32 protein-coding genes and 1 tRNA gene are annotated in these 25,893 nt (G+C 61.9%); 16 read left to right on the top strand and 17 right to left on the bottom strand.

Features of this window, described 5'->3' with window-relative positions; translation table 11 throughout:
• Positions 1–134 precede the first annotated feature (134 nt).
• Both GJW30_RS13440 and GJW30_RS13435 read right to left on the bottom strand, forming a co-directional pair.
• Positions 135–395 (bottom strand): DUF3551 domain-containing protein, encoded by a 261-nt coding sequence (locus GJW30_RS13440; RefSeq protein ID WP_096356128.1) that lies wholly within the window; start codon positions 393–395, stop codon positions 135–137.
• 83 nt (positions 396–478) lie between these two features.
• Positions 479–823: a cupin domain-containing protein gene (locus GJW30_RS13435; protein ID WP_165391573.1), complete on the bottom strand. Its 345-nt coding sequence runs from the start codon at positions 821–823 to the stop codon at positions 479–481.
• A gap of 31 nt (positions 824–854) precedes the next feature.
• Between GJW30_RS13435 and GJW30_RS13430 the strand changes: the two genes are divergently transcribed.
• From GJW30_RS13430 to GJW30_RS13420, 3 genes are all read left to right on the top strand, one after another.
• Positions 855–1,640: a PAS domain-containing protein gene (locus tag GJW30_RS13430; protein ID WP_157746756.1), complete on the top strand. Its 786-nt coding sequence runs from the start codon at positions 855–857 to the stop codon at positions 1,638–1,640.
• A 115-nt stretch (positions 1,641–1,755) separates the two neighbouring features.
• On the top strand, positions 1,756–2,370 hold the full coding sequence (locus tag GJW30_RS13425; RefSeq protein WP_096356122.1) for a PilZ domain-containing protein: 615 nt from the start codon (positions 1,756–1,758) through the stop codon (positions 2,368–2,370).
• Positions 2,371–2,548: 178 nt separating this feature from the next.
• Complete coding sequence (locus tag GJW30_RS13420) at positions 2,549–3,172, top strand: transglutaminase-like cysteine peptidase (protein WP_096356120.1); 624 nt, start codon at positions 2,549–2,551, stop codon at positions 3,170–3,172.
• A 189-nt stretch (positions 3,173–3,361) separates the two neighbouring features.
• On the opposite strand, the gene GJW30_RS13415 is transcribed toward GJW30_RS13420, so the two are convergent.
• From GJW30_RS13415 to GJW30_RS13400, 4 genes are all read right to left on the bottom strand, one after another.
• A complete protein-coding gene (locus GJW30_RS13415; protein ID WP_096356118.1) occupies positions 3,362–3,892 on the bottom strand; it encodes a gamma carbonic anhydrase family protein in 531 nt (176 codons plus the stop codon).
• Positions 3,893–3,959: 67 nt separating this feature from the next.
• Positions 3,960–4,289 carry a DUF6949 family protein gene (locus tag GJW30_RS13410; RefSeq protein WP_096356116.1) on the bottom strand — a complete coding sequence of 110 codons (330 nt, stop codon included), beginning with the start codon at positions 4,287–4,289 and terminating at the stop codon, positions 3,960–3,962.
• Positions 4,290–4,385: 96 nt separating this feature from the next.
• Entirely contained in the window at positions 4,386–5,300 is a 915-nt protein-coding gene (locus tag GJW30_RS13405; RefSeq protein WP_096356114.1) for an NAD-dependent epimerase/dehydratase family protein, read from the bottom strand.
• Between the two features lie 9 nt (positions 5,301–5,309).
• Positions 5,310–6,440 (bottom strand): M20/M25/M40 family metallo-hydrolase, encoded by a 1,131-nt coding sequence (locus tag GJW30_RS13400; RefSeq protein WP_096356112.1) that lies wholly within the window; start codon positions 6,438–6,440, stop codon positions 5,310–5,312.
• Between the two features lie 161 nt (positions 6,441–6,601).
• On the opposite strand from GJW30_RS13400, the gene GJW30_RS13395 reads away from it, so the two are divergent.
• From GJW30_RS13395 to GJW30_RS13380, 4 genes are all read left to right on the top strand, one after another.
• Positions 6,602–7,576, top strand: coding sequence for a Bug family tripartite tricarboxylate transporter substrate binding protein (locus tag GJW30_RS13395; RefSeq protein WP_096358822.1), 975 nt, complete (start codon positions 6,602–6,604; stop codon positions 7,574–7,576).
• A 59-nt stretch (positions 7,577–7,635) separates the two neighbouring features.
• Positions 7,636–8,118: a hypothetical protein gene (locus GJW30_RS13390; RefSeq protein ID WP_096356110.1), complete on the top strand. Its 483-nt coding sequence runs from the start codon at positions 7,636–7,638 to the stop codon at positions 8,116–8,118.
• Positions 8,118–8,408 (top strand): DUF488 domain-containing protein, encoded by a 291-nt coding sequence (locus GJW30_RS13385; protein ID WP_197703731.1) that lies wholly within the window; start codon positions 8,118–8,120, stop codon positions 8,406–8,408. The genes GJW30_RS13390 and GJW30_RS13385 overlap by 1 nt, the downstream gene beginning before the upstream one ends.
• 84 nt (positions 8,409–8,492) lie before the next feature.
• Positions 8,493–8,948, top strand: a complete 456-nt coding sequence (locus GJW30_RS13380) for a cupin domain-containing protein (protein ID WP_096356107.1) — start codon at positions 8,493–8,495, stop codon at positions 8,946–8,948.
• On the opposite strand, the gene GJW30_RS13375 is transcribed toward GJW30_RS13380, so the two are convergent.
• From GJW30_RS13375 to GJW30_RS13360, 4 genes are all read right to left on the bottom strand, one after another.
• On the bottom strand, positions 8,945–10,129 hold the full coding sequence (locus tag GJW30_RS13375) for an acyl-CoA dehydrogenase family protein (RefSeq protein WP_096356105.1): 1,185 nt from the start codon (positions 10,127–10,129) through the stop codon (positions 8,945–8,947). The two genes, GJW30_RS13380 and GJW30_RS13375, sit on opposite strands and share 4 nt — an antisense overlap.
• Positions 10,130–10,150: 21 nt before the next feature.
• Positions 10,151–11,170, bottom strand: coding sequence for a methionine synthase (locus GJW30_RS13370; protein WP_096356103.1), 1,020 nt, complete (start codon positions 11,168–11,170; stop codon positions 10,151–10,153).
• A 40-nt stretch (positions 11,171–11,210) separates the two neighbouring features.
• Positions 11,211–12,401 carry an FAD-dependent monooxygenase gene (locus GJW30_RS13365; protein ID WP_130364474.1) on the bottom strand — a complete coding sequence of 397 codons (1,191 nt, stop codon included), beginning with the start codon at positions 12,399–12,401 and terminating at the stop codon, positions 11,211–11,213.
• 76 nt (positions 12,402–12,477) lie between these two features.
• Positions 12,478–12,720 (bottom strand): zinc-finger domain-containing protein, encoded by a 243-nt coding sequence (locus GJW30_RS13360; RefSeq protein WP_096356099.1) that lies wholly within the window; start codon positions 12,718–12,720, stop codon positions 12,478–12,480.
• Between the two features lie 157 nt (positions 12,721–12,877).
• Here GJW30_RS13360 and GJW30_RS13355 point away from each other — a divergent pair, with 157 nt between their 5' ends.
• The 6 genes from GJW30_RS13355 (at position 12,878) to GJW30_RS13330 (ending at position 18,574) form a co-directional block, all read left to right on the top strand.
• On the top strand, positions 12,878–14,083 hold the full coding sequence (locus GJW30_RS13355) for a CaiB/BaiF CoA transferase family protein (RefSeq protein ID WP_096356097.1): 1,206 nt from the start codon (positions 12,878–12,880) through the stop codon (positions 14,081–14,083).
• A 76-nt stretch (positions 14,084–14,159) separates the two neighbouring features.
• Complete coding sequence (locus GJW30_RS13350; protein ID WP_096356095.1) at positions 14,160–15,323, top strand: hypothetical protein; 1,164 nt, start codon at positions 14,160–14,162, stop codon at positions 15,321–15,323.
• 25 nt (positions 15,324–15,348) lie between these two features.
• Positions 15,349–16,101, top strand: coding sequence for an alpha/beta fold hydrolase (locus GJW30_RS13345; RefSeq protein WP_096356093.1), 753 nt, complete (start codon positions 15,349–15,351; stop codon positions 16,099–16,101).
• A gap of 207 nt (positions 16,102–16,308) precedes the next feature.
• Positions 16,309–17,151, top strand: coding sequence for a serine O-acetyltransferase (gene cysE, locus GJW30_RS13340; RefSeq protein ID WP_096356091.1), 843 nt, complete (start codon positions 16,309–16,311; stop codon positions 17,149–17,151).
• A gap of 95 nt (positions 17,152–17,246) precedes the next feature.
• Positions 17,247–17,456: a DUF3126 family protein gene (locus tag GJW30_RS13335; RefSeq protein ID WP_096358821.1), complete on the top strand. Its 210-nt coding sequence runs from the start codon at positions 17,247–17,249 to the stop codon at positions 17,454–17,456.
• A 134-nt stretch (positions 17,457–17,590) separates the two neighbouring features.
• The gene (locus GJW30_RS13330; protein WP_096356089.1) at positions 17,591–18,574 is read left to right on the top strand and encodes a Bug family tripartite tricarboxylate transporter substrate binding protein; all 984 of its coding nucleotides are present in this window, start codon (positions 17,591–17,593) and stop codon (positions 18,572–18,574) included.
• Here the strand turns inward: GJW30_RS13330 and GJW30_RS13325 are convergent, their stop codons facing one another.
• From GJW30_RS13325 to GJW30_RS13295, 7 genes are all read right to left on the bottom strand, one after another.
• A complete protein-coding gene (locus GJW30_RS13325; protein ID WP_096356087.1) occupies positions 18,575–19,117 on the bottom strand; it encodes a chlorite dismutase family protein in 543 nt (180 codons plus the stop codon).
• Positions 19,118–19,179: 62 nt separating this feature from the next.
• Entirely contained in the window at positions 19,180–19,599 is a 420-nt protein-coding gene (panD, locus tag GJW30_RS13320) for an aspartate 1-decarboxylase (RefSeq protein WP_096358820.1), read from the bottom strand.
• A gap of 45 nt (positions 19,600–19,644) precedes the next feature.
• A tRNA-Leu gene (locus GJW30_RS13315) sits at positions 19,645–19,733 on the bottom strand.
• Positions 19,734–19,844: 111 nt separating this feature from the next.
• Positions 19,845–20,585, bottom strand: coding sequence for an outer membrane protein (locus GJW30_RS13310; RefSeq protein ID WP_096356085.1), 741 nt, complete (start codon positions 20,583–20,585; stop codon positions 19,845–19,847).
• A 111-nt stretch (positions 20,586–20,696) separates the two neighbouring features.
• Entirely contained in the window at positions 20,697–21,167 is a 471-nt protein-coding gene (locus GJW30_RS13305) for a cupin domain-containing protein (RefSeq protein WP_096356083.1), read from the bottom strand.
• A 62-nt stretch (positions 21,168–21,229) separates the two neighbouring features.
• Complete coding sequence (gene gpt / locus GJW30_RS13300; RefSeq protein ID WP_096356081.1) at positions 21,230–21,736, bottom strand: xanthine phosphoribosyltransferase; 507 nt, start codon at positions 21,734–21,736, stop codon at positions 21,230–21,232.
• 57 nt (positions 21,737–21,793) lie between these two features.
• On the bottom strand, positions 21,794–22,555 hold the full coding sequence (locus tag GJW30_RS13295; RefSeq protein ID WP_096358819.1) for a competence/damage-inducible protein A: 762 nt from the start codon (positions 22,553–22,555) through the stop codon (positions 21,794–21,796).
• Positions 22,556–22,695: 140 nt separating this feature from the next.
• On the opposite strand from GJW30_RS13295, the gene GJW30_RS13290 reads away from it, so the two are divergent.
• From GJW30_RS13290 to GJW30_RS13280, 3 genes are read left to right on the top strand one after another with little or no spacing between them, the layout of a single operon-like run.
• Positions 22,696–24,090 (top strand): circularly permuted type 2 ATP-grasp protein, encoded by a 1,395-nt coding sequence (locus tag GJW30_RS13290; protein ID WP_096358818.1) that lies wholly within the window; start codon positions 22,696–22,698, stop codon positions 24,088–24,090.
• A gap of 22 nt (positions 24,091–24,112) precedes the next feature.
• Positions 24,113–25,054 (top strand): alpha-E domain-containing protein, encoded by a 942-nt coding sequence (locus GJW30_RS13285; protein WP_096356079.1) that lies wholly within the window; start codon positions 24,113–24,115, stop codon positions 25,052–25,054.
• Positions 25,054–25,875 (top strand): transglutaminase family protein, encoded by an 822-nt coding sequence (locus GJW30_RS13280; protein WP_096356077.1) that lies wholly within the window; start codon positions 25,054–25,056, stop codon positions 25,873–25,875. The genes GJW30_RS13285 and GJW30_RS13280 overlap by 1 nt, the downstream gene beginning before the upstream one ends.
• Positions 25,876–25,893 lie beyond the last annotated feature (18 nt).

Below are 25,893 nucleotides of genomic sequence, written 5' to 3'. Positions count from 1 at the left end.
GGTTGTGCATGTGCAGAAGCTCACCCGAGCTCACCGCCGGCACCGCTTGCGTTACGCGTCCGATCGGCCGGTGTGCCGGCCAATCGTCGACCAATCGCCGGTCAATGACTGCGTCATTGGCCGGGTCAATCGGGTTAGCGATAGTAGCGGCGCGGACGATACTCGTCGTCATTCGCTGCGAAATAGCGCGGGTTCAAGCGGCAGCTGCCACCGACGCCGCTCACGGCCGCGAGGCACTGGTTGAACGTGTAGTAGCCGCAGTTGGTGTAAGCCGAGCGTCCACCACTCTCCGCACACCACTTGGCTTCGCCGGCTTGCGCTTGGCCCGTGGGCATCAAAGCAGCCGAAAGGGCGAGCGCGCCTATGGCCAGCGCCGATTTCAATCGCAAATTCATGGTTCTCTCCAGTTCTGAGCGTGATCTCTTGTGAGATAAGTCGCTCGGACGGAGAAAAGGTTCGATGGAAAACGCCGTCGTGATCAGCGCCGCTTGCGTTGCTGGAAGACGACGCGGCCGGAACGGCTCTTCGACGTCTTGCCGCCGGCCGTGGGGACCGGCGTAGCGCGGCTGCCGCCGCCCTTTACCTCGACGATCAGCGCCTTGATCGGCTTATCGCCGTCGTTCTGCAGCGCGCGGGTCTGCGCCGGCAGCCAAAACGACTCGCCGGCCTTGAAGGCCATCTCGTAGCCGGTACGTCCAGCCGCCTCGATCACAAGTGTGCCATCCGTGAGCACATAAAACATGTGCTCCCCCTGCTCGTGCGTGCCGACTTTGTCCTTCGGCTTCAGGGTCGCTTCCAGCACGCGAACCTTGTGGTTTTCCATTACCAGGCGAAAATTTCCCGGAGCAGTTGAGATGGCGTCTGATGCTTGCGCCGAAGTTGTCGCGAGCACACCGCCAATCGCTAAGGAGGCGAGCCAAAAAGGGGCTTTCATTCGCGAAAATCCTTCTTGTGACAGCGAAATAACAGTCGGCACGCCGTGTGCTCTGTCAGGTGGGGAAGCGCAAGTTTGTCCCGCGGTGGGACGAATACGATCCGACATAGGCTTTTACTGGATGAAGCACAGCTCCAGCCAGATCATTTTCCGGCACTGGAACGAGCTCCGCGATCAACGCGCGGTGCCCGAACGGGCCGACGTGGACCCGGCACAGATACGCGGGGCGCTCGCCGATAGTTTTATTTTATCGTTCGAGCCCAAGGGCGGCCATCAATTCCGCCTGGCCGGTACCCGGCTATGCGCCCTTTTCGGGCACGAGCTCAAGGACACGTCGCTCGTCTCGCTCTGGCGACCCGCCGACCGCGCAGCTCTCGACAAACTCATCACGACTGCTGTCGACGACTCGATCGGCGTCGTCGCTGCCGTCACGGCGTCAACTGACGGCTATCCGGATGTTGATCTAGAACTTCTGCTCCTGCCGCTAAAGCACGGCGGCAAGACTCATTTGCGTCTGATCGGATCGATGGCGCCGCTCGTCGTCCCGCATTGGCTGGGCGTTCAGCCGGTGCGCAGTCTCGCGCTCGGCGACTACCGTTACATCGGCCACGTCGTGATGCCGCCTCGGCTTCAGGTGGCCCCGAGCATCCAGCCGCCGGACCGTGTGAAGCACGGCTTGGCCGTGTACGACGGCGGACGTTCGTAGGCGCGAAATTCGATTGAGACGTCCAACACTTCGGGTTCCCTTTTAAACTCCCATTAACCCCCGAGTCGTTATCGTAAACACGTCCGAATCGACGCGTTTAGCGAGCTCCTTATCGATGACAATCGGGACCAACACGGTCAGCGCAACGCCCTCGCCCGAGGAAAGGCGTCGCTTTGCGCGCGTACGGGTCAATTTGCTCGGCCGCTACATGCTCGCCAACCGGCAGGAATATCCCTGCCAGGTGGTCGATATGTCGCCAGGCGGCATGGCGCTGGTTTGCCCGGTCGCGGGTCGCGCCGGTGAGCGCGTCGTCGCTTACATCGATCATGTCGGCCGCGTCGAAGGCTCGATCATGCGCATCCAGCCGACCGGCTTTGCCATGACGATCCAGGCCACGTCGCGCAAACGCGACAAACTTGCCGCTCAGCTGACCTGGCTCGCCAACCGCCATTTGTTGGATTCACCCGAAGATCGCCGTCACGACCGGCAGGCTCCGGGCAAGAGCCAAAGCGAAATCGTCATGCCGAACGGCTTGCGGGTTCGTTGCGATATCATTGACGTTTCGTTTTCAGGTGCCGCCATCGGCACCACGGCGCGGCCGCCTATCGGCTCGCTCATCACGCTCGGCAAGATCCAGTCGCGCGTCGTACGCCACCGCGATGACGGCATCGCAATCGAATTCACACGATTGCAGCACCCGGATTCGCTGATGGACAACATCACGCCCTAGATTTCGCGCGCTGGTTGCCGGCGCGGCTCGTCTCCCTCCGCAACAGCCTTAGCCAGTCGCTAAAACGATTGGTTTCCAAATCCTTCTGCAATTGCAAAGGATTGCACGGTCCAATTTGACCGGACCGCAAATTATTTGTGTCAAAACGTGACCCAGGGATAAGGCTGGGGTCACAAAAATGAAGACCGTCAAACAGGGGATGAAGAGCGCGATATGCGCTCTTGCTTTGGGGATCATCTCCCTCTCGACCGCGTTCGCGCAAAGCGAGCCGGAGCGTTTCATCAGCACCGGCGCACACGCCAAAGCGCCGATCGGCTGGATCGAATTCTGCGCCGAGAACAAGGGTGAGTGCGCCGACGTTTCGACGCTGCCGCTCAACGCCACGCTCAACACGAAGTCGTGGAAAGAACTCGTCCGCATCAACACGCTGGTCAACAAGCAGGTCAAGCCGCTGACCGACCAGGAGCATCACGGCGTACTCGAAAAATGGTCGTACCCGACCGATGGCTACGGCGACTGCGAGGATTACGTCCTGCTCAAGCGCAAGTTGCTGATGACGGCAGGCTGGCCGCGTTCGTCGCTGCTGATCACCGTGGTTCGCGACCAGAAGGGCGACGGCCATGCCGTGCTTATGGTGCGCACCGACCGCGGCGACTTCGTTCTCGACAATCAGGAAGCTGACGTTCTGCTCTGGTCGGAAACCCCGTACCAGTTCGTCAAGCGCCAGTCGCAAACCAATGCCAACGTGTGGGTCTCGCTCGGCGACCCGCGTCCGGCGCCTCTCACCGCGACGTCCAACTAACGGCGAACGCCGTAACAGTTTCGAAGAGACAGAATTCGGCCTGGTCCTGTCCCTGCCCCCAACGTCCCCCCGACTAGGCCGTCGCGGCCGGCTTCCCCCAAAGCCGGCCGCACCCTTTTTCAGGGCACTCAATCCCATTTGGTCGCATTTTCTTGACGTGAACCGGTGTCCACTTCACTTGAGAATGCTCTAGCCGATCCGCTTGAGCTTGCCTTTGAACATCGCCGACTTCTTCACGTAGAAGGCCGCGCCGCTCTGGATCATCTTCACGTGCTTCTCTTCGAGCGTACGCACTGCTTTCGCCGGCGCGCCGACGATCAGCGAGTTCTCCGGAAATTCTTTGCCCTCGGTCACCATCGCGCCAGCGCCGACGATAGAGTTTGTGGCGATCTTCGCGCCGTTGAGTACGATCGCCCCCATGCCGATCAGCGCGTTGTCGGCGATCGTGCAGCCGTGAAGGATGACGTTGTGGCCGATGGTGGCATTCTTGCCGATGGTCATCGGGAAACCCATGTCGGTATGCAGCGTGCAGCCTTCCTGAATGTTGGCGCCCTCGCCAACTTCGATCCACTCGTTATCGCCGCGCAGCACGCTGCCGAACCAAACGCTCGCGCCTTTTTTCAGGCGGACGCGGCCGATGATGACCGCAGTGTCGGCAATGAAGTAGTCGCCGTCGGCCGGAAGTTCCGGCGCTTGGCCGTCGAGTTCGTAAACTGGCATCGGTATCCTCGTCGCGCCGATCGTTTTGTCGGCCTACCGGCCTTCTGCCACGGCTGCGAACGGGAGGCTAGACGAACAGACGCATGACGCCGAGCCAGCTGGACGCGACGACAGTGCCGGACATCAGGCTCCAGAAACCGGCGATCCCGAAGCTGACGAGAATGAGCGAAAGGCTCGGCTGCGCACGCAGACGGCGGATCGCATTGCGCATGATGATGAACGGCGCCGCGAAGACGAGCAGCGGCACTGCTGCGAGCGCTTCGCCGGTCTCGGCTTCTGTCATCAGGCGGAACGACAGCGGTCGCTCCGTGTATGCTTGGTAGCCGGTTGCGATAAACCCCGCGACCGCAAACCCGATGGCGAGCGACATCGCGATCGCGAATGACTCGTCCAGCATGATCCTGACCTCTACGCCCCAATGACCCGGGCGCATGATCTCCGATGCGGCGATGGCCCGCCAGCTTATGCTTAATACTTGGTTAACACCGCCCGATCAGCTGTTGGCGAGGATGTCCGAGCGGTAACAGCCGTTTTCGATCTCGTCGAACAGCGTCGCCCCCTTTGGCCTCCAGCCGAGCATGCCGCGCGCCTTCGCGGCACTGACGCGGCTGTTCGAACCGAACGTCGTATAGGCCCCCGCTCCCCACGCCGCATAAGCTTCGGCGATCGGCCATTCGGTCGGCGGTCCTTTCCCCATTACGCGGCCGATGGACTCCGCGAGCGAGCGCATCGAGCATTCGCCGTTCTCGAGGAAGAACACAGTTCCAGCCGGTGCTTTGTCGAGTGCGAGCAGATAAGCCGCGACGACATCGTCGATGTGCACGTTGCCCCACACGTTGAGGCCGCGCCCAACATGACGCGGCACGCCGAACTCACGCGCGAGCGCGATCATCTTCGGCACCTGCACGCTATCGCGATGTGCACCGTGGCCAAGCCCGTAAATCAACGTCGGGCGGATAACGACAGAGCGCACGCCTTTGTGCGCAGCCGCGACGACCTGGCGCTCGATCGCGAGACGGCCGGCGCGTTCCGGCAGCGGCTCGAACACGGAGTCCTCGTTGTACGACAGCTCGCTCGGCTCGCCCGCCGCGCGATCACCGATGATGCTGGAGCCGGACGTGTGCAGGAACGCTTTGCCGGTGCCGTAGAGGACCGGAAGGATCGCGTCGACCGAATACGGATCGTCGGAGTTAGCCGCGTTGATCACCGAGTCGGCGCGTTTCGCGGCCGCAACCAGCACGGCCGTGTCGTTGAACGACCCGATCACGGACTCAATACCGCGTTCTTTCAGCTTCTCTGCGCCGGCCGCGTTGCGCGTCAGGCCGATCACACTGTCGCCGCGATCAATCAGTTTCGCCGCAATCGAACCACCGATGTAGCCGGTCGCGCCGACGATGAAGACCTTCATCGAACTCTCCTACTTCAGCTCGGCCAGAAGGCCGGCGAAGAGCTTGCCGCGATCCGCGAGGCTTTCCACCTCGATGTATTCTTCGAGCGTGTGCGCGTTGGCACCACGCACTCCGAGACCATCGAGCGTCGGGATGCCCATAGCGCCAGTGAAGTTTCCATCGGAGCCGCCGCCGCGGCTGCCATGCGGCAAATCCTTGCCGAGTTGCTTGGCGAGACCGGCCGCCAGCGCATGCATTTTCATCGTGTTCGTGTCCGGCTCCCAAACCGGACGCGTCACGCCGCGCGTCACGATGAATTTCACGTCGTCCTCTTCACCGTTAAGCGCGAGCATGCGCTCGACGCCGCGGTCGAGATCGTGCTGACGCTTGGCCATCGACAGCGCTTCACCGTAGCAATGCGTCGCGACGCAGTTGACCCATTGACCACCGTGGAAAATGCCGACCGAGAACGTGCAATCCGCGTCCGTCATGGCGTCGATTTCGAGCGTCTTCTTCGCCATCGCACGGATGGCGGAACGTCCGCGCGACAGCGTCGAACCCGCATGGCTCGGACGACCGACGGCTTCCAGATTAAAACGCGCGATCGCGTAGCGGCCGGTCGTGACGCCGTTATTCGGATCACCGGGCTCAGGCACGAGAACGTATTTGTTGCGCGCGGCTTCGGCCTCGATGAGATCGCGTGTCGACGGTGTGCCAACCTCTTCGTCCGGCGTGAAGAGGAACGTCACCGGAAGCGGCGTCTCGATGCCGGCGCGTGCGAGCTGGCGCACGGCCTCGAGCGCGAGATAGTTGCCGCCCTTCATGTCGAAAATGCCGGGGCCATAGCAAAGCTTGCCGTCGCGGCGAAACGGGAGCTTCGCGAGCGTGCCGACCGGATGCACAGTGTCCATGTGACCGGCGACGAGAATGCCGGGTTTGCCGAAATCCTTGTGCGGGAAGCGCAGGCGAACGCAGCCACCGAAGCCCATGCGGCCAGCGATCCGCTCGACGGTCGCGCCAGCGAGCGCACATTCGCGTGCCGCGAGATCAAGCATGCGATCGACCGCAGCCGCATCCCATGTCGGGCTTTCGCACTCGACCCACGCGCGCAGGCCTTGCAGCATGGTTTCGGCATCGAACGGGAGTTCGCTGAAATTCATCGATGTTTCCGATGGTTCGAAAGGCGGGAGCCGCATTATGCAAGATCGGCCGCGCTTGGCCAGAGGGGCGTCGCATGGCTGATGCGCCACGTTGAGTGTCGCGGCGAAATCTGCCTACGCTGCGTTCCAAGCCGGCAGCACAAGCCGGCACGGAGGAAACAATGACCCGTTCGCTGCGCGCGCTTTGCGTTGCCTTGCTGTTTGCCGTCGCGTCTCTGGTTTCGCTTCCCGCGCATGCCGCGTTTCCGGATCGCCCGATCACGCTGATCGTGCCGTGGGCCGCAGGCGGCGGCACCGACCAAGTCGCGCGCAAGATCGCGCAATTGCTCGAGGCCGATTTCAAGGTGCCGGTGAATGTCGTCAACCGCATCGGCGGCAACGGCGTGATCGGGCACACCGCGCTCGCGACCGCGCCGGCCGACGGCTACACGTTCGGCATGATCACGATCGAGATCAATATGATGCACTGGATGAAATTGACCGAGGTCAATCATCAATCCTACGTGCCGCTCGCATTGATGAACGCCGACCCGGCCGGGATTCAGATCCGCGCCAATGCGCCGTATAAATCGGTTCCGGAGTTGATCGAGGCGATCCGCGCCAATCCGGGCAAGCTCAAAGCTTCCGGAACCGGCGTCGGCGGCGGCTGGCACCTTGCGCTTGCCGGCATGCTGCGTTCGTTCAACATCGACCCGAAGACGGTGCCGTGGGTGCCCGCGACAGGCGCGGCAGCCGCCTTGCTCGATCTCGCGGCCGGCGGGCTCGACATCGTCCCCTCCTCGATCCCGGAAGCAACGGCGCTCGTCTCGGCTGGGCGTGTGCGCAGCCTTGCTGTTATGTCGGAGAAGCGCAATCCGGCAATTCCGGATGTGCCGACGCTGAAGGAAGCTGCCGGCTCCGATTGGACGATGGCGCTGTGGCGCGGAATGGTCGGGCCGAAAGGCATGCCGGCCGAGGCTGTTACGAAATATCGCGAGGCGCTCAAGCGCGTCTACGAGCACAAGGATTTTCAAGATTTCATGGCGGCGCGCGGGTTCACACCCGTGTGGGCCGATGGCGATGGCTTCGCGGCCTTTATGGCGAAGGACAACCGCGAAATCGGAGAAGTCATGACGGCGCTCGGCCTGCGCAGCTAACGACTCGGCCGGTACCATGCTAGGCTGACGCACCGTCAGAATAACAAGGGTGCGCAGCCATGAGCCTCGATTTCACGCCCTTCACGTGGTTTCACACGATCCTCAGCCTTGTCGCGCTCGTCGCCGGATTTCCTGTCTTGCGCCGTCTGCTCGCATCCCAGATGCCGCCGTTGTGGACCGGCGTCTTTCTCATAACGTCGATCCTCACCTGCCTCACTGGCTTCGGCTTTCCGTTCGATAAACTTTTGCCGTCCCACTACACCGGCATCATCACGCTTGGCGTCATCGCACTCGCGTTGATCGCGCGTTACGTGTTTCACCTCCGCGGCGGTTGGCGCGGCATCTATGCGGCGGCCATCGTCCTGGCGTTTTACTTCAACGTCTTCGTTTTCGTCGTGCAGCTTTTCCAGAAGGTCACCGCGCTGCGCGCATTGGCGCCGACACAATCGGAACCGCCCTTTGCGATCGCGCAAATTGCCGTGCTCGCAGTATTCGCTTATCTGACCTACCGCTCGGCGCGAACATTCCGGCCGGCCGTGTGATGGCGCGCGGCAAGCTCCTTGCGAAGCGCGCTTACGATCCGCCGCACAAGGACGATGGTCTGCGTATCTTGGTTGATCGCCTGTGGCCGCGCGGTATCAGCAAAGACGCGATGAAACTCGCTGTGTGGGCCAAGGAGATCGCGCCCTCGAACGAACTCCGTAAGTGGTATCACCGCGATCTCGAACAGTTTCCGGAGTTTCGCAACCGCTATCGCGCTCAGCTTGCGCTACAGGGGGAAAAGCTCGGTGAACTGCGCATGCTGATCAACGGCAAACGGCGACATTGCTGACGGCCGCGAAGGAGATCGAGAGAAGCCACGTGGACGTACTGATGGAATTGTTGGCAGAGTAGCCTTCTCGCGAAGGACACTCCCATGCCGAAGATCGACATCAGTACGATTCCGGTCGTCACCGGTTGCCCCTACCCCAAGCCGTTCGATGAGCCGTGCGCCGGCCGCACACGGCGGCGCCTCGGCGATGCGGGCAGGCTGCAGGATTTCGGCGTGAACTTCATGACGCTGCCGCCCGGCGGCTGGTCGAGCCAGCGGCACTGGCATAGCCACGAGGACGAGCTCGTCTACATTCTCGAAGGTGAATTGGTGCTGGTGGAGGACAACGGCGACACGATCCTGCGTACCGGCGATTGCGCGACGTTTCCGAAGAACACCGGCAATGGCCATCACATGATCAACCGGTCGTCGTCCGTCGCGGTTTATCTCGAAATCGGTTCGCGCGACTGGGACGACATGACCACGTGCTCGGACATCGACATGAAGAGCGCCAATGCAGACGGCCGCTTCGTCCACAAAGACGGCACGCCTTACGACTAACGCGCCAAACGCTTGGCGACTTCCTCAAGCATAACTTCGGTCGCACCGCCGCCGATCGCCTGAACGCGGGCGTCGCGCGTCATGCGCTCGATCGCGCTTTCGCGCATGTAGCCCATGCCGCCGTGAAACTGCAGACACGAATACATGACTTCGTTGACGAGCTCGCCGCAATAAGCCTTCACCATTGAAACTTCGCGTACGCAATCGACTTTCTGCGCGGCGAGCCAGCCCGCGTGATAGACGAGCTGACGCCCGGCCTCGACTTTGGAGGACAACATCGCGAGGCGCTGACGGATCGCCTGCTTGTCGAATAGCGGCGCGCCGAACGCCTTGCGCGTGGTGACGTAGTCGAGTGTGAGATCGAGGGCGGCTTGGGACTCGCCCATCGCCATCGCGCCGATGGTGAGCCGCTCGTTCTGGAAGTTGCTCATGATCGCATAGAAGCCTCGGCCCTCTTGGCCGAGGATGTTTTCGGCCGGGACGCGACAGTCCTGGAACGACAGCTCCGCCGTGTCCGAGCAGCGCCAACCATGTTTGTCGAGCGCGCGCGATACGGTGAAACCGGGCGTGCCCTTCTCGACGAGGAACATCGTAACGGACTGCGACGGCCGCGCATCCGGCGCGGTTTTCGCGGCGACGCAGTAAAGGTCGGCGTGGACGCCGTTGGTGATGAACATCTTCGCGCCGTTGAGCACGAAATGATCGCCGTCGCGCCGCGCGGTCGTGCGAATGCCTTTCACGTCGGAGCCGGCGTCCGGCTCGGTCACCGCAACGGCGCAGATCTTGCGGCCCGCGACGATGTCTTCCATATGCGCCGCCTTCTGCGCCGGCGTGCCGGCGTTGGCGATGTGGACAGAGGCCATGTCGGTGTGAACCAGCGCGGTGATCGCGAAGCCGCCGAAGGTCGAGCGGCCCAGCTCCTCCGACAGCACGACGGTTGCGAGTTCGTCCATCTCGCTGCCACCGTATTCGGCCGGATAGCGAATGCCAAAGAAGCCGAGTTCGCCCATGCGCCGCAGCACATCGCGCGGCACGAACCCGTCCTTTTCCCACTTCTCCCCGTGCGGCTTGACCTCCGTCTCGACGAAGCGACGCACCTGCGCGCGCAACATCTCGTGCTCTTCGCTGAAATACGGCGAGCGCGCTGACGGGGCTTCGGGAACGACGGGCTGGACGGACATTTTCTTGTTCTCCTTGAACGCTTACGCCAACTGCTCGCGGGCAAGCTTTGCGCCGGCACCGAGCGCCTTCAACTTGCCGAACGCGATGTCGCGGCGCATCGGCGCCATGCCGCAATTCGTGCACGGGAAGATGCGCTCCTTAGGCACGAATTTCGACGCGCGGCGGATGGTATCGATCACATCCTCCGGCGTTTCGACGTCGTCGCTCGCGACATCGATACAGCCGAGCAGAATGTCTTTACCCGACAACAGCGCGAGCAGATCGACCGGCACCTTCGCGTTGCGGCTCTCGACCGAAACCTGCTTGATGCGGCTCGCGGCGAGCGCCGGGAAAATCTCTTCGTATTGACGCCACTCGGAACCGAGCGTTTCCTTCCAGTCGAGGTTCGCCTTGATGCCGTAGCCGTAGCAGATGTGAACCGCCGTCGTGCAAGTCAGCCCTTTGGACGCGCGATGCAGCGCTTCGATGCCCCAATCCTTCACTTCGCTCATGTAGACATTGAACGCCGGCTCATCGAACTGGATCGTGTCGACGCCGTCGGCCTGCAGCGCGCGCGCTTCTTGATTGAGAAGGTCCGCGAAGGCCATGGCGAGGCGCGCTTTGTCGCCGTAGTAATTGTCCGCGATCGTGTCGACGATCGTCATCGGGCCCGGCAGCGTGAACTTCAACTTGCCGCGGCGATGCGCACGCGCAACCCGCGCTTCGTTCGCGTGGACGCGACCTGTCAGTGCGATAGCGTCGACGACTTGCGGCACCATCGCTTTGTAACGATCGGCGCGAATGCCCATCTCGACCTTATGTTCGCGGTCGATGCCGGAGACTTTTTCGAGGAAGCCGTGCACGAAATGCTGGCGCGCCTGTTCGCCGTCCGAGACGATGTCGATGCCGGCGTCTTCCTGCTCCTTGATCGCGAGCACAGTCGCGTCGGCCTTGGCCTGTTCGAGCTCGGCGCCGGACGACTTCCACTCCGGCCAAAGCTTGTTGGTTTCCGACAGCCAACCCGGCTTCGGCAGGCTACCCGCGACCGTGCACTCGAACATTCTCAAATCCTTCCCGGCAATCAGGCCTGGCAGGGATAGCCTAAGGCTGATTGGCCCGCCAGCCGTAGATCCAATCATACCGGCGCAGCAGCGCGTCGCCGCCCATACGGGCTAGGCCGAAATTACGCGCCGCGGCGAATACGCCGGACCAGGCGTAACGGCCACCATTGCGCGCGGCCTCTTTCTGCACACGCTTGACGCGTTCGCGACGCTTGTTCTCGTAAGCACGCATCGCTAGCGCGAGATCGTCCGGCCTGGCTGCCATTTCGGTCGCCAACACCACCGCGTCCTCTAGCGCCATCGCAGCGCCCTGCGCCAGGTGTGGCCGCATCGCGTGGGCGGCGTCACCCAGCAATGTGACGGGACCAACGCCCCATTGCTGCATCACGGAGCGCTCGACGATCGGCCATTTCTGCCAGCCGCTCGCGGCGCTCACCAGCGTGCGGATCGGCAACGCATAGCGGGAGACTTGCTGGGTGAGAAAATCCCCGTCGCCTGCCGCCGCCCAACCGGGTTCGTTCCAATCTTCGCGCACGATGGCGACGAGATTGACGGCCTCTCCCCCCTGCACGACGTAGTGGATGATCGTCACCGGCGAGCCGAGCCACAGCGTCGTCACGGGTTGGCGCAGGGCTTCGGGCACCGCATGCGCTGGAATCAGCGCACGCCAGGCCGTATGCCCTGTCGGCTTCGGCTTCTCGGTGTCGCCGAGCTTATCGCGAACGGCAGACCATACGCCATCTGCGCCGATCAACGCGGCCGCGTCCATTTGCACGGTGGCGTGGCGTGTCTTCGCACCGACGACGAGCTGGCCATCGCGCATCCCGAAACGGTCGAGCGCAGCACCGCGATGCAGATCGATGCCTTCGAGCTGCCCTACCGCCTCCAAGAGGATCGCCTGCAAGTCGCCGCGATGCACCACCCAAAACGGAGCGCCATGCTTTTGCACGGCGTCGGCGAGCGGCCCCGAAACTATCTCCTTCCCGCTCCGCGCATTGACGACGCGCAGTGCCTGCGTCTCGGTCGCATAGGGCCGTAGCGCTTCGCCAAGGCCGTGCTCGATCAGAATGCGGCTCGCATTTGGCGAAAGCTGAATGCCGGCGCCGATCGGCTCCAGTTCGTTCGCGGCTTCGAGCACCGTGACGCGAAAGCCGCGCAGCGCGAGCGAGATCGCGGTCATCAGTCCGCCGATGCCGGCACCGGCGACGACTATAGGATGATTGTTCGACATCGGCTGCTCCACGTCAGCGCGGCGCGCCCGGCTTGGCCGGCAAGAACTTGCCCGAAAAGAACTTGGCCGGAAAGAATCAGGCGTGCTCGGCGAGTTCGCAGCCTGCCGGAACCGTCGTGTGCGCGTCGAGCTTCGGATTGAAGCGGTAGAGCGTCGAGCAATACGAGCAGATGATCTCGTCGTCCTCGCCCATATCGCAGAAAATATGCGGATGGTCGTAGGGCGGCGACGCGCCGACGCACATGAACTCGCGCGCACCGATCTCGATCACCGGAACTCCGGCGTCGTTCTGGAAATGCGGGGTCGCGTGGCCGGCCATTGCGAAACTCTCTCGTTCAGAATGCGCCGCAACATACCGGCCCGATGGCTCAATTGAAAGGCCCCAGCGCGATCAATCCGGCTATGCGACAAGCGATTTACGGGTCGCCGATTCTCGGTGCTAAGCTCGCGGCAGAAAATAAGAAACTGGAGGAAAGATGCCCCCTGCTCTGCTCACGGGCTTGCGCGTGCTCGCGGTCGAACAATACGGCGCCGGTCCGTTCGGAACTCAGTGGCTGTCCGATCTCGGCGCCGAGGTGATCAAGATCGAGAATCCGGCGGATGGCGGCGATGTCTCGCGCACCGTCGGACCGCACTTCAACAAGGATCTGCCTGCAACCGTGGAGAGCCTCTTCTACCACGGGCTCAACCGCAACAAGCGATCGCTGACGCTCAACCTCGCCGACCCGCGCGGCAAGGCGATTTTCCTCAAACTCGCGGCGACAGCCGACGCGGTCGCGAGCAACCTGCGCGGGGACGTGCCGGCGCGGATCGGCATCACGTTTGACGCGCTCGCTGATGTGAATCCGAAGATCGTCTGCGCGCATTTGACCGGATACGGCCGCGAAAACGAGCGCGAAAAGTGGCCCGGCTACGACTATCTGATGCAGGCGGAAACCGGATATTTCGACCTCACCGGCGATCCGGATGGGCCGCCGTCACGCGCCGGATTATCGCTTGTCGATCTGATGACCGGCACGGTGTTGGCGCTGATGCTCGTCTCCGGCGTGATGGATGCACGCAAGACGGGTAAGGGCCGCGATCTCGATATCAGCCTGTTCGATCTCGCGCTCTACAATCTCAACTATGTCGCGACGTGGCAGCTCAACACCGGCGTGTCCACGACGCGGCTGCGGCGCTCGTCGCACCCGTCGATTACGCCGTGCCAGACCTACAAAACCAAGGACGGCTGGATCTTCCTCATGTGCAACAAGGAGAAGTTCTGGCCGATCCTCTGCAATCTTGTCGACCGCCCGCAATACATTGACGACGAGCGCTTCCGCAGCTTCCCGGATCGCTTGAAGCATCGCGCGCTCGTGACCGAAGTCCTCGACGACGCGCTGCAGGCGAAGACGACGCAGGAGTGGCTCGAGGCTTTCGCCGGGCGCATTCCATGCTCGCCGATCTACAACGTGGCGGACGCGCTGGCGAACCCGTTTGTCACCGGGCGCGGCTCGATCGAGAGCGTAACGGCGGATGGCGGCGCGGAGATCAAAATGCTCAGCAATCCGATCCGCGGCAAAGGCGCGGCCGCGCCGTCGAAAGCGGGTCCGTTGCTCGGCGAATACACGTCGGCATTGCTGCGCGAGATCGGCATTTCGCCGGACGAGGAAGCCAGCCTGCGCGCCGAAAAAGTGCTCTGACACCGCAGCGGGCGCTGCGCGCGTTAACGTTTCGGGCCTTGTCGCGCCGCAATTTGCCGCTATCCCGGGCGGCACGATGTGGCTCTCTCGACTCGGACGCGAAACGCTCACGCTGCGCATGACGCTTGCGGCGACGCTGCTGCTTGGCGGCTTTGCCGTCACAGCGACACCGCGCGGAGTAGAGGCGATCCGCCTGATCGCGGCGCAGGATGAACCGGAGACGATCACCGACATTGCGCTGGCGAAGGCGTTCGATGCCGGCGTTGCGCAGCGCGAGATCGAAGACGCGCTCAAAGCGGACGACGCGGAGCTTGCGCAGAGCTTCCTCGACCTCGCCGACGATCAACACGTCGTTGTAACCGCTGCGCTGCGACGCCGTGTCGAGGATGCGAATACAACGAGCGCGCAGGCTCTGCGCGCCAGCACGAAATTCGTCGAAGGGTTTGTCGCCGGGCAGCCGGACGATCTCGCGGGGCTTGCCGGAACGGTGACCGGCGATCTGCTCATCTACGGCGATATTCGCGACATCGTGCGCGAGACTGGTAACTACGCGCGCGGCGAGAAAACGGACGAGTTGGTGCTCGGCCTTGCGGCGGCGGGCCTCGCGGTCACAGCCGGGACCTACGCAACTCTTGGTGCGGGCTCTGCCGCGCGTGTCGGCGTATCCGTCACCAAAGCTGCGGCGAAGACCGGGCGCATGTCGGCGAAGCTCGTCGAACAGCTCGCGCGTCCGTTGCGCACCGCAATCGATATGCCGGCGCTCAAGGCGGCATTCGGGCCGACCGCGATCCTGCAACCTGTCACCGCGGTACGTGCCGGACGTGCCGCGATCAAGACCGAGCGCATGCAAGGCGCGATGAAAGCGTTCGGTGATCTCGGTCAGGTGCAGGCGAAAGCCGGGACGCGCGCAGCTCTCGATGGCCTCAAGCTCGCCGAAAGCCCGAAGGACATTGCCAAGCTTTCGCGACTTGCCGCGACGAAGGGCGGCAAGACTCGCGCGGTCCTCAAAGTCCTCGGCCGCGGCGCCATCGTGCTTGCGGCAACGCTGTGGTCGCTCGCTTCGTGGAGCTTCTGGGCGCTGTTCTTGATCGTCGGTTTCGTCGCGGGGCTGAAGCGGACGGCCGAGCGCCTTGCCCTCTCCTATCTCCGCCGGCGACGCGCTACTCGCCTGCGTGCCGCGAAGTTCCGCCCGGCCGCGCCGCGTTTGCCACGGGTTGAACCGTTCGCCGTCGCCGCATAGGGTCCCGGCAACTTTCGGAGTTGCTATGCCTACCTTTCACAACGGCCCGGTCGAGATCGCCTATTTGGATCAAGGCGAAGGCGAGCCGATCCTGCTCATTCATGGCTTCGCGTCGAACAAGGACATGAACTGGTCGTTCCCGAACTGGGTAACGACGCTCATGCGCGCGGGACGCCGCGTGATCGCGCTCGATAATCGCGGACATGGGCAATCGACGAAGCTCTATTCGCCGGACGATTACGACACGGCGCGCATGGCGAGCGACGCGCGCGCCCTGCTCGATCATCTCGGCATCGAGCGCGCCGACGTGATGGGATACTCCATGGGTGCGCGAATTTCGGCGTGGCTCGCAGTCGAAAGCCCGGAGCGCGTGCGCTCGGTGGTTCTCGGCGGTCTCGGCATCCACCTCGTTGAAGGTGTCGGCCTGCCGCAGGAGGTCGCGCAAGCGCTCGAAGCGCCGAGCGTCGATGATGCGCAGACCGCTCAAGGCCGTACGTTCCGTCTCTTCGCCGAACAGACGCGCTCGGACCTGAAAGCCTTGGCGGCTTGTATTCGCGGCTCGCGGCAGACGCTGACAGCCGAGCAAGTCGGTCAGATCACATGCCCCGTTCTGATCGCGATCGGGACGAAGGACACGGTGTCTGGAGCTGCCGCACCGCTCGCTGTGCTGATCCCCGGAGCCGAGGTCGTCGACATCCCGGAGCGCGACCACATGCTCGCGGTCGGCGATAAGGTCTACAAGCAGGCCGTCGTCGAATTCCTCAGCCGGCGGCCGTAAGCCTCACGCAACGGTCTGTTTCATCAGCCGAATTTGAATGCTATGCAGCGCGGTGCGCCGCCGCCGAGACCGAGACATGAGCAAATCTCATCGATACCACCGTTTACTTTCATCCTCCGTAAGGCCTTGTCACGGATAAAATGGCCTCCAATCTGTGTTAGAACGACCAAATTACTTTCTCGGTATTTCCGGCTTTAGGAATCGGCCATGGCGCATCAGCAGACCAAACTGAAGAATGCTCTCGACAAGGTCGATCCGGTTTGGACGCGCCTGCGTCATGAGGCCGAGGACATTGTCCGACGCGAGCCGGAACTCTCGACGTTCATCTATTCAACCATCCTCCACCACGACACGCTCGAAGCCGCTGTCGTGCATCGCGTGTCCGAACGCCTGCAGCATCCCGACGTTTCTGGGGAACTCATCCGCCAAGCGTACAGCGATGCACTGCAGTCGGACCGTTCGATCGGCATCGCATTCCGCGCCGACATCGTCGCGACGGTTGATCGCGATCCGGCCGCGAGCCGCTACCTCGATCCGGTGCTCTACTTTAAGGGCTTCCACGCCATCCAAGCGCATCGCCTCGCGCATTGGCTTTGGAAGAACGGCCGCAAGGATTTCGCGCTCTATCTGCAGAGCCGCTCGTCCTCTGTCTTCCAGACCGACATCAATCCGAACGCGCCGATCGGCCGCGGCATCTTCCTCGATCATGCGACCGGCTTCGTCGTCGGCGAGACGGCCGTCATCGATGACGACGTTTCAATCCTGCATGGCGTAACGCTCGGCGGCACCGGCAAGGACAACGAAGATCGTCACCCGAAAATCCGTCGCGGCGTGATGCTCGGCGCTGGAGCAAAGATTCTCGGCAATATCGAGATCGGTCATTGCGCGCGCGTTGCGGCCGGTTCGGTCGTGCTCAAGCCGGTTCCGCCGAATACGACCGTTGCGGGCATTCCTGCGCGCGTCGTCGGTACGGCCGGCTGCACGGAACCGTCGCGGACCATGAACCAGCTCCTGCAAGAGCTGACGGAACTCCCCGACCCGGCCATCTAAAGCCCGATTTGATCCCGGCGGCTATCGGCGCTAGAGCTTCCGGCGACAGATTCAACGCGCCGGATCCCGGCGGCATGGAGGCGATTTTGGCAGGAATTGAAGTCGGCGAGATCAAGAAGCTCGACGCATATCTCAAGAAGCTGTTCGACAACCAAAAAATGCGCGTCGTGCCGCGCCCGAAAAAGACCGACTCGGTTGAGGTCTATCTCGGTGAGGAGTTCCTTGGCGTGCTCTCGCTCGACGACGAAGACGGCGATCGCTCTTTCAACTTCAACATGGCGATCCTCGACACCGATCTCGAGTAGACGTTGCCATCGTTCGCTCTGCGAAAGCCCGGCCACCGCGCCGGGCTTTTTGTTGCGCTCATGCCGGTTTGTCGCATGGCGCACGGGTCACGATCGGTTAGTCTCCGGCAAAACGTCCCTGGGGAGGAGACACCATGAATATCAACCGCCGTACGATACTGGCGACGGGCAGCGCCGCCGTCGCGCTTCCGTTCTTTGCGCGTCGCGCATCAGCACAGACGTGGCAACCGACAAAACAAATCCGCATGATCGTGAGCTACCCGGCCGGTGGACAGACCGACCTGCTCGGCCGTGCTTTCGGCGACTACATTTCGAAGCAAGTCGGCCAGACCGTCATCGTCGAAAACAAAGCCGGCGCGGCCGGATCGATGGGCGCCGCTGAAGTCGCGCGGGCGGCACCGGATGGCCACACGATCCTCTGCTCGATCTCGACGACTTACGTCATGAACCGGGCGATGATGAAAAATCCCGGCTACGACATGGATAAAGATTTGACCTTGGTCAGCGTCATTCCGGGCGCCGGTTTGTTGCTGATCGCCAACCCGAGCACCGGTATCAAGTCGCTCGACGACTTCGTCGCCTTCGCGAAGAAATCCGGCAAGGTCAATTTCGGCACCTACAGCGCGGGCTCTGCGCCGCACATGACGATCAACGAACTCAACCGGCAGTACGGTTTGAAGATCGAGCCGATCCACTATCGCGGCGAAGCGCCGATGTGGACGGGTCTCGCCGAAGGATCGCTCGATGTCGCGATGGGAAGTTACACGGCCGCGCAATCGGTGCTGCAGAGCAATCGCGGGGTCACTTTCGCGGTGCACTCGAAAAAGGTCGACGCGATCCCGGACATCAAGACATTGCCGCAGCAAGGCGCGACGTCGAAGTTCTTCACCGTCAGCGGCTTCACCGGTTGGGCACTGCCAAAGGCAACGCCGCAGCCGATCGTCGATCGCCTCGCGCAGCTTTGCGTCGCGGCGAACAGCGATCCCAAGGTGAAGGAGATTCTCACCACTTTCGTGCTGGAACCCGCGCTCGGCTTCAAGGAAACCAACGCGCTCTACCAGCAGGAATTGCCGATCTGGATGGATGCCGCGAATGCTTTGGGACTGGCGCCCGTATAGCTATTCGCGGCTCAGGCGAATATCGACTTCGCGCTCGACGTAACGCCATTCCGGCGTTGCGCGGAGCCGCGTCACCAGCGTCTCAAAATCGCTTGCGTGTTCTGGCGCGAATTCGAACCACGTGAGGAAATCGAATGGCTCACCGAGTTCGCGCGCGTGATGCAGTCGTCGCGCAACTCCGGGCAAATACTCGAGGCCGATCGCGATGTCCCGCGACTGCTCTTCCATGATCGCGCGACGCTCGTCTTGCGCGAGTGCCCACCAACTTTCAGATTTCCGAATCGGAATCAAGGCTGCGCGCGTTGCTGCGGGGCGCCCTAACCCTTCCTGACGCGCAGCGAGCGCTTCGAGTTCGTCCCGCCGCGTATAGCGTGCGTTGCTGGTGACGCCGCGCAGCACCCATTCGCCATGTACCAGTTCGGCGCCTTCGACGACGTCGAGACGGGCGGCGCGCGGCAGCGCTTCGCCGACGACACTATCGATACTGTCTATGCGCCACGCCCCGGAAGCGGCGGCACAAAATGCGACGTGGAGCGGTGGCATAGCGAATTCTATATCCGCAGAGACGATGAACTCAATCGGCTAGTTGCGCGCGATGATGCAGCTCATCCACCGACCGCACCGTCAATTGCGAAGGCGTACTGCCCTGACGAATCCTTCGTGACGACGTATCTCATTCGATCAAGTACGTTGTTCTCGCGATCAAACGTCAGGATCCTCGGCTGAATATCTGTGAGATTTTGCTCATCAAGGTAAAGCGAGTTGCAAACGATGATCTGGTCGCCAGGCTGACACGTCCGAGCGGCCGCACCATTGAGAACGCAACAGCGCGAACCGCGGTCACCAAAGATGACGTATGTCGAGATGCGATTTCCCGAGTTCTTGTTCCAGATCTCGACGAACTCCAGCGGCAGAATTCCAGCCTGCTCGCAATGATCCGGGTCAAGGGTAATCGAGCCATGATAATTGAGGTTGGCGTCGGTGACATAAATGCCGTGCAGCTTGCCGGCCACAATCCTGCGCATCAAATCGAAGTCCCAAAACAATCGCTTTAATAAATAGAACAAGCTTGGTGCGGGCGGCCGGACTCGAACCGGCACGGGCCTTGCGGCCCTACGGATTTTAAGTCCGATGCGTCTACCAATTTCGCCACGCCCGCGCGGGGTCGATGTCTCGTGGTTTTTCGCCGAGCGGTCAACCCTAGGACCATTCAAAGAAAAAGCCCGCCGCGAAAATCGCGACGGGCTCTGAAGCTCTGGAGAGCGAACGATTAGTACGATGCGACGACTGGGGCACCCCAATTGAAGCGGTAGTTGATACCAGCCTTGACTGTGTGGATCGACGTATCGACGCGCGCCGTCTCGACGAAAGCACCAGTGTTGATACGGGTGAAGTCGAACGTGCGGCGGCCGTAGTCCGTATACATGTACTCGATCTTCGCTGACCATTGCGGAGCAAAGGCGTATTCGAGACCGCCACCGATCGTATAGCCGCTGCGACGAAGATTGCCGCTCGTCTCGTCGTCAGCCGGAGTTGCCGGGAAGCGCACGTGGTGAATTTCGTTGGCCCAAGAATAGCCGCCCTTGAAGTAGAACAGCGCGTTGCCGGCGACATAGCCAAGGCGACCAGTGATCGAGGCCATCCAATCGGTCTTCGACGTGCAGTTAGCGGCCGGATTCGGGCAGACGCTGCTGCCCGTCAAGCTGCCCCAAGAACCTTCGCCTTCGATACCGACGAGCCACATCGGGCTGAACTGCCAATTGTAACCGATCTGGCCGCCGCCGAAGCCGCCACGAATACGGTGATTGGTCGTGATTGCAGCGAGCGGGAACAGCCAGTCGCTATCGCCCCAGGCGCCACCACCGTGAGCACCGATGTAGAATCCGTTCCAATTCGTCACCGGTTCGACAACGGCGATCGGAGCTTTGTAAACCGGGCGGCCCAAATCGGCAGCCAGAGCCGGAGACAAGAAAGTGCCGGCGAATAGCGCGGCCGTCAGAATCTTTTTCATTTCGGTGTTCCTCAGTCCATCCCGGCTCCAGGGAAACACGATTCCAAATACACAACCATTGCGTGCAAGACATACTCGAAATAAAGCTTTTAAGGCTTTGCACGCCTTGCCTTACTCAAGCACCGCTATCACCACGGTGTGTGACCAGTTGAGCTGCCAGTTGCGGCCCATCATGTCGGTGACTTCGCCGTTCTTTTCGTAGAATTTGTTGGGCGCCTGGAACATGCCGATGCAGACGCATCCGTTCGGCGCCCAAGCGGCGTGACGGCTGCCCGGCGGACGCCAGACGTACTCGCCCGGCCCGACGGATAAACCGGCGTCGGGACCGTCCTTGTCGACCAACACGCCTTCCAGAACATAAGTTTGTTCGATCATCGCGTGCTCGTGGTCGGGGAGTTCGGCGCCGGGCGCCATCTTGACCAGCACGGTCGCCAGCCCGGTCGCGGGATCGACCAGCAGCGTCTTCACCTCGCAGCCGGGAAAGCGGGTCTTCTCCCAAGGCAAGTCCGCGGTCTTGACGTGACGCGAGGCTTTTTCAGTCAGGCTTTCGTGCTGCGGATTTCCGGGCGAGATGGCGGCCATGACTTTCCTCCGGTTGTTTTGCCGGAGAGGTTAGCGCGCGTCGCGAAACGGCGATAGTTGAATCAGCCGGCGCCGCTGATCGGCGGCTGAAAGGCAAGCCCGGTGTCCCACGGGAAGAAGATCCAAGTATCCTGGGAGACTTCGGTGATGAACGTGTCGACCAAAGGCCGGCCCATCGGCTTGGCATAGACGGTCGCGAAATGAGCCTTCGGCAGCATTTCGCGGACGAGCTTCGCGGTTTTTCCCGTATCGACGAGGTCGTCGACGATCAAAACGCCCTGCCCTTCGTCGGTGCCGACGACATCCTTTGCGACACGCTTGAGCACGTCGAAATCGCCTTGCTGCTGATGTTCGTAGCTCGAGATGCAGACGGTCTCGACGAGGCGTATCTCAAGCTCTCTCGCAACGATCGCGGCCGCGACCAGACCGCCACGCGTGATGCACACCATCGCGCGGAACGGCCCAGCCTCGTGTAGCCGCCATGCCAGCGCCCTGGCGTCGCGGTGGAATTGGTCCCACGAGACCGGGAAGGCCTTGGGCGGCAGCGGCTGATGGGTTGGTGAGGTCATTGCCAATTCTGAGTCTTCAAAACGATTTGCGACAACCGGCTGCGAAAGTGATTCAACTCATTTCTGCAGCGAAACCTGCACGCCCGCCAGCATCTCGCGCACAGCCGCGACAGCAGCGGACAGCCGCTCCTCCTCGCGCGCGCGGACGACGATCGACGTGTTCGGCCCCTTGTCGTCGATGAACGGGTAGCTGCCGATGGTGACGTCTGGAAACGCTTTCGCGACCTCGCCGAGCGGGCCGCCGATGTCTCCTTCGCGTGCGTCCGCGCGGACGCTTTCGGACAGCATCTTTTTGCCGGTCTGTAGCGTCGGGGCGATCTCGTCGAGCATCGCCTGCATGACGACCGGAATGCCGGCCATGACGAAGACGTTGCCGATACGGAAGCCGGGCGCCCCAGAGACCTTATTATAAACGAGCGTGCCGCCCTCCGGGATGCGGGTCATGCGCATACGGGCCTCGTTGAGGTCCGCCCCGTTGAAGCGCTTTTTCAGGATGTCGACCGCTTCCGGATGATACGGCAGCGCGACGCCGAAGGCTTTGGCGACGCAATCGGCCGTGATGTCGTCATGGGTCGGACCGATGCCGCCGGTCGTGAAGAGGTAGTTGTATTTCGACCGGAGCGCGTTCACGGCGGCGACGATCTCCTCCTCGATATCGGCCACAACCCGCACTTCGCGAAGATCTACGCCGATATTCGTCAGGTATTCGGCCGTATAGCCGATGTTTTTGTCTTTGGTCCGGCCTGACAGAATTTCGTCACCGATCACCAAAAGTGCCGCCGTGATAATAGCTTGGCCCTTCGGGGATTCTTGTTGCATCATGTTTTCCGCGCTTCCTCGATTGAGGCCGGGAGCTTAATCGGGGTGGCGGGATTGTCCACCTGGCTTGGCGCAAGCTTTGCCTGTCTTTGCTCGTATTGCGTTGTTTTCAGGGGGTTTGTTTGGTCCGTTACGACGAAATGACAGAAAATACCGGCTCGATAAGACCGGCGTATCAAGAACTCGATCGCTGGCTCAAGACGATCGAGCAAAGCGTCCTCGAGACACGTCGTAAGGAAGCCGAACTCCTCTTCCGCCGCATCGGCATCACCTTCGCGGTTTACGGCGAGGACAACGCCAAAGAGCGCCTTATCCCGTTCGACGTACTGCCCCGCATCCTGATGGCGCAGGAGTGGGACGTTCTCAAGCGCGGCCTCGAGCAGCGTGTCCGCGCCATCAATGCCTACCTCAAGGACATCTACGGCAAGCGCGACATCCTGCGCGCCGGGATTGTGCCTGAGGCGCTCGTTTTCCAGAATCCGGCATTCCGGCCCGAGATGAATGGGCAAAAGCTCGCGCACGACAGCTACGTGCAGATCGCCGGCATAGATGTGGTCCGCACAGGTCCTGACCAGTTCTACGTGCTGGAAGACAATGCGCGCACGCCGTCCGGCGTTTCCTACATGCTGGAGAACCGCGAAGTCATGATGCGGCTTTTCCCAGAGCTGTTCGCGCGCCATCGCGTCGAGCCGGTCGAGAACTACGCGGACGAGTTGCTGGCGACATTGAAGTCGGTGTCGCCGCTCAGCGCGTCCGCCGACCCTACCGTCGTGTTGCTTACGCCCGGTGTCTACAACTCGGCCTACTATGAGCACTCTTTCTTGGCCGATAAACTCGGTATCGAGCTCGTCGAGGGCGGCGACCTCTTCGTGTCCGACGATGTCGTTTACATGCGCACGACGCGCGGACCGAAACGTGTCGACGTCATCTATCGCCGGATCGACGACGACTTCCTCGATCCCCTCGCCTTTCGGCCGGATTCAGCGCTCGGCGTACCCGGGCTGATGGTCGCCTATCGCGCCGGCAATGTCGTGCTGGCGAATGCGGTCGGCACCGGCGCGGTCGACGACAAGGCCGTCTACACTTACATGCCAGACATCGTGAAATTCTATCTCGGCGAAGAGCCGCTGCTCGCCAACGTGCCGACATGGCGCTGCCGCGAGCCGGACGCGCTTAAGTATGTGCTCGAGCATCTGCCGGAGCTCGTCGTCAAGGAGGTGCACGGCTCAGGCGGCTACGGCATGCTGGTCGGCCCGACGTCGACCAAAGCGCAGATTGCTGCCTTTGCCGACAAGCTGAAAGCCGCGCCGGCGAATTTCATCGCGCAGCCGACACTTTCGCTCTCCACGTGCCCGACCTGCGTTGAATCCGGCATCGCGCCGCGTCACGTCGATCTGCGGCCGTTCGTGCTCTGTGGAGCGAAGAAAGTTTCCATCGTGCCCGGCGGCCTGACGCGCGTCGCGCTTAAAGAAGGCTCGCTCGTCGTCAACTCGAGTCAGGGTGGCGGCACGAAAGACACGTGGGTGGTGTCGTGATGATTTTGGTTGGGTTCTGATTATGCTCTCACGTACGGCTGACAATTTGTACTGGATGGCGCGCCTCGTCGAGCGCGCCGAGTCTCTTTCGCGCATCCTCGACACGACGCTGCGCCTAACCGCGACGCCCGTGAATGCCGAAGACACGACGAACGAATGGGAGTCGGCAATCGCGACCGCCGGCTGCGAAGACGCGTTCTACAACGAGCACGAGGACGCGACCGAACAGACTGTCATCAACTATCTGGCGTTCTCGCGCAGCAACCCTTCGTCGATCCGCAACTGCATCGAGAATGCCCGCCACAACGGTCGCGCGGTGCGTACGGCGCTCACCACTGAGATGTGGGACACGATCAACGGTGCCTGGAACGAACTACAAAGCGTCGATGAGAAGCGCATGTCGCGCAACGACATTACACCGTTTCTGCGTTGGACGCAGGAGTTTTCGCTGCGCTTCGACGGCAACAGCTACCGCACGATGCTGCGCAACGATGCGTATCTGTTCTCGCGCATCGGCGTGAATATCGAACGTGCCGACAACACGTCTCGCTTGCTCGACGTGAAATACCATTTGCTGTTGCCGGAGCACGAGCCGGTCGGTGGACCGCTCGACTATCTGCAGTGGTCGGCGATCCTGCGTTCGGTGTCGGCACTGACGGCATATCACTGGGTCTATCGCGACAACATTCGCCCATGGCGTATCGCGGACCTTCTCATCCTCAACGATCAACTGCCGCGTTCGCTCGCGAGTTGCTACGACAATCTTGGGCGCTATCTTGATGATCTCGGCCGGGCCTATGCGCAGCAAGGTCCGGCGCAACGCCACTCGCGCTCGATGCGCGCGCGGCTTACGAACCTCAACATCGAGCAAATCTTCCAAGGCGGTCTGCACGAGTTTATCACGGACTTCCTCGGCAACAACAATCAGATGGGTTTCGCCATCACCAAGCAGTATTTGAGCTGATGCGCATATTCATTCGGCATGAAACGACCTACGAATATGACGATCCTCCAAAGAACGTCATTCAGACGCTGCGGCTGACTCCGCGTCATCACGAGAGCCAATACATCGTCCGCTGGCGCATCGCGCTGTCGCACGACGGCCGTCTCGATCAGCGTGAGGATGCGTTCGGCAATTTGCTGCACGCCTTCACGTTGGCGGGTCCGGTCGAACGCATCGGCATCGATGTCGAGGGTGAAGTCGAGACACAGGATTCTGCGGGAGTGGTGCGTGGAGCGGTGGAGCGGTTTCCGCCGAACTTCTTCCTGCGCGAAACGCCGCTGACCGAGCCGGACGACGCGATCCGCGCGCTCGCCGGCGAGATTTCCGGTGCGAGCACGCAGCTTGACCAAATGCACCGCCTACTCGGCAAGCTCAACACCGATATGTCGTTCGATCCAGACCCAACGCATGTCCACACGACCGCCGCGCAGGCTTACGCGTTGAAGGCGGGCGTCTGCCAGGACCTGTCGCATATCTTCATTGCGGCAGCGCGAACAATCGGGATTCCGGCACGCTATGTCAGCGGACACATGTATCGCGTCGACGGCGTCACGGATCTTGTCGCCGGACACGCTTGGGTTGAGGTCTACTTGAATGATCTCGGCTGGGTTGCTTTCGACCCGACCAACGGCATTTGCGCGACCGATGCTCACGTCCGGATCGCGGTCGGCCTCGACTACCTGGGCGCGGCACCGGTACGCGGCTCGCGCCAAGGTGGCAGCCACGAGCGCCTCGTGGTCAATGTTAAGGTCGCACAAGCTCAATCACAGCAGCAAACATAGCTCCAGCGCGTTGCGGGC

Origin of the sequence: Variibacter gotjawalensis (assembly GCF_002355335.1) — a bacterium.
GTDB lineage: Bacteria > Pseudomonadota > Alphaproteobacteria > Rhizobiales > Xanthobacteraceae > Variibacter > Variibacter gotjawalensis.
Note: the sequence above shows the minus strand (reverse complement) of the source record. Positions and strands in the feature narration are given on the sequence as shown.

Coding starts and splice junctions, on each gene's coding strand:
- GJW30_RS13440 (WP_096356128.1), bottom strand. CDS start 395: ATGAATTTGCGATTGAAATCGGCGCTGGCCATAGGCGCGCTCGCCCTT.
- GJW30_RS13435 (WP_165391573.1), bottom strand. CDS start 823: ATGGAAAACCACAAGGTTCGCGTGCTGGAAGCGACCCTGAAGCCGAAG.
- GJW30_RS13430 (WP_157746756.1), top strand. CDS start 855: ATGGCGTCTGATGCTTGCGCCGAAGTTGTCGCGAGCACACCGCCAATC.
- GJW30_RS13425 (WP_096356122.1), top strand. CDS start 1,756: ATGACAATCGGGACCAACACGGTCAGCGCAACGCCCTCGCCCGAGGAA.
- GJW30_RS13420 (WP_096356120.1), top strand. CDS start 2,549: ATGAAGACCGTCAAACAGGGGATGAAGAGCGCGATATGCGCTCTTGCT.
- GJW30_RS13415 (WP_096356118.1), bottom strand. CDS start 3,892: ATGCCAGTTTACGAACTCGACGGCCAAGCGCCGGAACTTCCGGCCGAC.
- GJW30_RS13410 (WP_096356116.1), bottom strand. CDS start 4,289: ATGCTGGACGAGTCATTCGCGATCGCGATGTCGCTCGCCATCGGGTTT.
- GJW30_RS13405 (WP_096356114.1), bottom strand. CDS start 5,300: ATGAAGGTCTTCATCGTCGGCGCGACCGGCTACATCGGTGGTTCGATT.
- GJW30_RS13400 (WP_096356112.1), bottom strand. CDS start 6,440: ATGAATTTCAGCGAACTCCCGTTCGATGCCGAAACCATGCTGCAAGGC.
- GJW30_RS13395 (WP_096358822.1), top strand. CDS start 6,602: ATGACCCGTTCGCTGCGCGCGCTTTGCGTTGCCTTGCTGTTTGCCGTC.
- GJW30_RS13390 (WP_096356110.1), top strand. CDS start 7,636: ATGAGCCTCGATTTCACGCCCTTCACGTGGTTTCACACGATCCTCAGC.
- GJW30_RS13385 (WP_197703731.1), top strand. CDS start 8,118: ATGGCGCGCGGCAAGCTCCTTGCGAAGCGCGCTTACGATCCGCCGCAC.
- GJW30_RS13380 (WP_096356107.1), top strand. CDS start 8,493: ATGCCGAAGATCGACATCAGTACGATTCCGGTCGTCACCGGTTGCCCC.
- GJW30_RS13375 (WP_096356105.1), bottom strand. CDS start 10,129: ATGTCCGTCCAGCCCGTCGTTCCCGAAGCCCCGTCAGCGCGCTCGCCG.
- GJW30_RS13370 (WP_096356103.1), bottom strand. CDS start 11,170: ATGTTCGAGTGCACGGTCGCGGGTAGCCTGCCGAAGCCGGGTTGGCTG.
- GJW30_RS13365 (WP_130364474.1), bottom strand. CDS start 12,401: ATGTCGAACAATCATCCTATAGTCGTCGCCGGTGCCGGCATCGGCGGA.
- GJW30_RS13360 (WP_096356099.1), bottom strand. CDS start 12,720: ATGGCCGGCCACGCGACCCCGCATTTCCAGAACGACGCCGGAGTTCCG.
- GJW30_RS13355 (WP_096356097.1), top strand. CDS start 12,878: ATGCCCCCTGCTCTGCTCACGGGCTTGCGCGTGCTCGCGGTCGAACAA.
- GJW30_RS13350 (WP_096356095.1), top strand. CDS start 14,160: ATGTGGCTCTCTCGACTCGGACGCGAAACGCTCACGCTGCGCATGACG.
- GJW30_RS13345 (WP_096356093.1), top strand. CDS start 15,349: ATGCCTACCTTTCACAACGGCCCGGTCGAGATCGCCTATTTGGATCAA.
- cysE (WP_096356091.1), top strand. CDS start 16,309: ATGGCGCATCAGCAGACCAAACTGAAGAATGCTCTCGACAAGGTCGAT.
- GJW30_RS13330 (WP_096356089.1), top strand. CDS start 17,591: ATGAATATCAACCGCCGTACGATACTGGCGACGGGCAGCGCCGCCGTC.
- GJW30_RS13325 (WP_096356087.1), bottom strand. CDS start 19,117: ATGCCACCGCTCCACGTCGCATTTTGTGCCGCCGCTTCCGGGGCGTGG.
- panD (WP_096358820.1), bottom strand. CDS start 19,599: ATGCGCAGGATTGTGGCCGGCAAGCTGCACGGCATTTATGTCACCGAC.
- GJW30_RS13310 (WP_096356085.1), bottom strand. CDS start 20,585: ATGAAAAAGATTCTGACGGCCGCGCTATTCGCCGGCACTTTCTTGTCT.
- GJW30_RS13305 (WP_096356083.1), bottom strand. CDS start 21,167: ATGGCCGCCATCTCGCCCGGAAATCCGCAGCACGAAAGCCTGACTGAA.
- gpt (WP_096356081.1), bottom strand. CDS start 21,736: ATGACCTCACCAACCCATCAGCCGCTGCCGCCCAAGGCCTTCCCGGTC.
- GJW30_RS13295 (WP_096358819.1), bottom strand. CDS start 22,555: ATGCAACAAGAATCCCCGAAGGGCCAAGCTATTATCACGGCGGCACTT.
- GJW30_RS13290 (WP_096358818.1), top strand. CDS start 22,696: ATGACAGAAAATACCGGCTCGATAAGACCGGCGTATCAAGAACTCGAT.
- GJW30_RS13285 (WP_096356079.1), top strand. CDS start 24,113: ATGCTCTCACGTACGGCTGACAATTTGTACTGGATGGCGCGCCTCGTC.
- GJW30_RS13280 (WP_096356077.1), top strand. CDS start 25,054: ATGCGCATATTCATTCGGCATGAAACGACCTACGAATATGACGATCCT.